Source organism: Arthrobacter crystallopoietes BAB-32 (assembly GCF_000328305.2).
Lineage (GTDB): Bacteria > Actinomycetota > Actinomycetes > Actinomycetales > Micrococcaceae > Crystallibacter > Crystallibacter crystallopoietes_A.
Window position 1 is genome coordinate 1 of sequence record NZ_ANPE02000277.1, and the last position, 4,054, is coordinate 4,054.

Annotated in this window: 3 protein-coding genes; all 3 read left to right on the forward strand. The window is 68.3% G+C overall.

Going from position 1 to position 4,054, the window contains the following annotated elements:
* Positions 1-102: 102 nt before the first annotated feature.
* Positions 103-1,737, forward strand: coding sequence for an LCP family protein (locus D477_RS19650; protein ID WP_005274374.1), 1,635 nt, complete (start codon positions 103-105; stop codon positions 1,735-1,737).
* A gap of 72 nt (positions 1,738-1,809) precedes the next feature.
* On the forward strand, positions 1,810-3,090 hold the full coding sequence (gene manA, locus D477_RS19655) for a mannose-6-phosphate isomerase, class I (RefSeq protein ID WP_005274376.1): 1,281 nt from the start codon (positions 1,810-1,812) through the stop codon (positions 3,088-3,090).
* Positions 3,087-4,054: lipid II:glycine glycyltransferase FemX (locus tag D477_RS19660; protein WP_005274380.1), on the forward strand; the 968-nt coding region annotated here is incomplete at its 3' end. The genes manA and D477_RS19660, both read left to right, overlap by 4 nt.

The window sequence follows — 4,054 nt, forward strand, 5'->3', positions numbered from 1 at the left end:
TGAGCTGGCCGGGCGGCTGCGCCCGCAGCTGGCGGACTTCGCCGCGCAGCTGCGCCAGAGCGCCTACGACAAGGGCGCGGCGCTGCGTTCCAAGTTGTCATGATGCGCAACACCGGACCCGGCGGCAACAGCGGCTACGGCGTCACGGACCCGGTCCGCTACCCGCAGAGCGCTCCGGCGCCGGTGCGGACCAAGCGGGCCTTCGTCCTGCTGCTGCTGACCCTCTTCATTCCCGGCAGCGCGCAGCTGGTTGCCGGCAACCGCAGCCTGGGCCGCAAAGCGCTGGCGGTGACGCTGTGCGTATGGGCGGTGCTGATCGCGGCCGGCATTATTGCGCTGCTCAACTGGCCGTTCCTGGTCAACATCGCCACCCACCAATGGGGCTCGCTGGTGCTGGTGGTGGTGCTTGCGGCGCTGGCGCTGTTCTGGGCGTTCCTGTTCATCGACACGCTGCGCATCATCCGCCCGAGCCTGCTCGCGCCGGGCATGCGGCCCATCGTCGCGGTGTCCCTGGTGGCGCTGATGGCGCTGACCACCGGCACCCTGGGCTACTCGGCCTACCTGCTCAACGTCGGCCGCGGCACGCTGGGCAGCATCTTCGAAACCCGCCCCGCCTTCGATCCGGTGGACGGGCGCTACAACTTCCTGCTGATGGGCGGTGATGCCGGTGCCGGGCGCACGGGGCTGCGGCCGGACAGCATCCAGGTGGTCAGCGTGGACGCCGACACCGGCAAGACGGTCATGTTCGGCATCCCGCGCAACTTCCAGAACGCCCAGTTCCCGGACGATTCGCCGATGAAGCAGGTCTATCCGGAGGGCTTCAACTGCGGCGACGAATGCATCATCAACGCGCTCTACGTGGACGTCGAGCAGAATTATGCGCACCTCTACCCGGAGGCCAAGGATCCGGGCGCCGAGGCGATGAAGGACGCCGTCAGCGGCATCCTCGGCATCGAAATCCAGGCTTACGCCCTCGTTGACATGGGCGGCTTCGAGCAGCTCGTGGACGCCATGGGCGGCATCACCATCGACGCCGGCAACTGGGTGCCGATCTCCAACCGCACCATCCCGGGCACCAACCAGCACTACCCGCCCAAGGGCTGGATCGCCCCCGGCGTGCAGGAGCTGGACGGCTACCACGCCCTTTGGTACGCCCGCTCGCGCGAGTTCGCCACGGACTATGACCGCGTGCAGCGCCAGCAGTGCGTGATGTCCGCCATGGTGGACCAGCTGGATCCGGCCACCGTGCTCACCCGCTTCCAGCAGCTGGCCGCGGCCGGCGAGCAGGTCATCCGCACGGACATCCCCAGCGAGCAGCTCGGCAGCTTCGTCTCGCTGGCCATGAAGGCCAAGGACCAGAAGATCGAGAAGCTGACCATCGGCCCGCCGGACTTCGGCACCGCTGCGGACAACTTCGTCACCTACCCGGACTTCAACCTGATCCACACCCGTGTTCAGGAGATGTTCACCCAGGAAGAGGACACTAAGGAGTCCAAGTCCGCGGCGGAACCGAAGAAATCTTCAGGGAACGACGGCGGCAGCGGCTCCGCGGACCAGGGCACCTCGGGCAGCGGGTCCGGCGGGGATTCGGGCGGCCAGGAAGCGCCGGCCGAGGAGACCCAGGCCGCTCCCGAACCGGAGATCACCGAAGAGTACCTGCAGCAGCTCGCCGAGATCGGCGATACCGCCACGCTTGGCGCCCTGCTGGAGGACAATGGCGAATGCCGGGTGCCCTAGGCGGCAACGGAGCACCAACGGACGGAACCAGCACCCAATCCAGTACAAGCACCAACAGAAGAGGCGTCCAGAATGTATCGGTTGACCAACGTGATGCGGCCCTACGCATGGGGCTCGATGACGGCGATCGCGGAGCTGTTCGGACGCGAGCCTTCAGGCGGCCCGGAGGCCGAACTCTGGATCGGCGCCCACCCGGATTCGCCGTCGACCGTGCACCTGCCGGACGGGGAGGAACAGCCGCTGACGGACTTCATCGACGACGCCCCCGGCCTGGCACTGGGCGAGGACGTGCTCGGGTTGTTCGGCCCGAAGCTGCCCTTCCTGACCAAGGTCCTTGCGGCGGATGAAGCCCTGTCCCTGCAGGTGCATCCCACCCTGGAACAGGCCCGCGCCGGCTACGCGCGCGAGAACGAGAACGCCGTCCCGTTCACCGCGCCGGAGCGCAGCTACCGCGACGACAACCACAAGCCGGAGATGGTCTTCGCGCTCACCGAGTTCCACGCCCTCTGCGGCTTCCGCAAACCGGAAGACTCCGCCGTCCTCTTCCGCCGGCTGCTCGAGCACCTCGTAACGGCAGACGCGCAGACCGACCTGCTCGAACGCGTCATCGGCCTGTTGGAGGGACCGGATGCTCCCGCTGCCATCCGGGACGCCTTCGTCGCGCTGCTGGACGGCGGCACCGAAGCGGCCGCCCTGGTGGACAGCACCGCCAACGTGCTGGCGAAGCTGCCCGAGAGCGAATTGGGGCCGGAGCTCGCCGCGGTGCGCTGGCTGATCGATCTCTACCCGCAGGACCCCGGGACGCTGATCTCGCTGCTGCTGAACCTGCTCACCCTGCAGCCCGGCGACGCCCTCTGCCTGCCGGCGGGCAACGTCCACGCCTACCTGAAGGGCCTCGGCATCGAGGTGATGGCCACCAGCGACAACGTGCTCCGCGGCGGCCTGACACCCAAGTTCATCAACGTCCCCGAGCTGCTGGCGATCACCGACTTCCGGCCGATCGACCCGCCGATGGTGCCCCGCCAGACCACCGACGCCGGCCAGGAGCTGTATTGCCCGCCGTTCGCCGAGTTCCAGCTGCAGCGGATCGAACTTAACGACGGCGCCACCCCGGTCGCGCTGGCCCAGCACGGTCCCGCTGTGGTGCTGGCCGTCAGCGGCAGCGCGTTGCTGGACTCCCCCGTCACGGACCTGACCCTGCGGCGCGGCGAGTCCGCATTCATCCCGGCCTCCGAGCAGCCCGTGCTGGTCCATCCGGTGCTTGACCAGGGCGGCCCGGCCGTGCTGTTCGCCGTCACCTGCGCAGGCAACGCCGCTGAATTCGACGAACAACGAACGGAAACCAACGCATGACTTCCTCCATCCTGCAGTCCGCCGCCTGGGCCAGCTTCCAGCGCAGCCTCGGGAAGAAGGTCTTCGAGCAAAGCGGCGACGGCTGGTCCTTCCTGGCCATCCACGAGAAGACGCCGCTGGGCAGCTTCCTCTACACCCCGTACGGGCCCACCGCCGTCGATGTGCAGGCCCTGGGCCTGGCGCTCGAGGCCCTCGCGGCCCTGGCCCGGGCCGAGGGCGCGCACTATGTCCGCGTGGAGCCGGTGGCCACTGAACTGGGCCCTGACCCCATCGCGGTCCTGTCCGGGCTCGGCCTGGTCAAGGCCCCCGTCGACGTCCAGCCGCACCTGACCTGGATGCTGGACCTGACCCAGGACGAAGACGCCATCCTGGCCGGCATGCGCAGCACCAGCCGCAACCTCTACCGGAACATCCACAAGAAGGGCGTCACCTTCGAGGATTCCACCGATCCCGCGGACATCTCCATCCTGCTGGGCTTCCTCCATGACGTCTCCGAACGCGCGGACTTCAAAGCGCAGTCGGACGACTACCTCGACCATGCCGCCCGCACCCTGATCCCGGCCGGCGCCGCCAAGCTCTTCATCGCCAAGCTCGACGGCACGCCAATCGCCGCCGCCCTGTCCTACGACACCCCCACCACCCGCGTCTACGCCCATGCGGCGGCCGACGACACCCACCGGAAGCTCAACGCCGGCATCCCGCTCGTCGTGAACATGATGATGGACGCCAAGCACGCCGGCATGCAGCAGTTCGACATGTGGGGCGTCTCCCCCGAAGACGAACCCGACCACAAATGGGCCGGCTTCTCCCGCTTCAAGCGCTCCTTCGGCGGGTATGAAGTGGCCTATCCGGGCTCCTGGGACCTGCCCGTCAACAAAACCATGCACACCGCCTACGGCCTCGCCCGCCGGCTGCGGGACACCGCCGTGCCCGCCCTGCACAAGGCCCGCACCGCCGTCGGCCC

What these genes read in the sequence shown, in the direction of transcription:
- manA (WP_005274376.1), top strand. Translation starts at nt 1,810, where the DNA reads ATGTATCGGTTGACCAACGTGATGCGGCCCTACGCATGGGGCTCGATG.
- D477_RS19650 (WP_005274374.1), top strand. Translation starts at nt 103, where the DNA reads ATGCGCAACACCGGACCCGGCGGCAACAGCGGCTACGGCGTCACGGAC.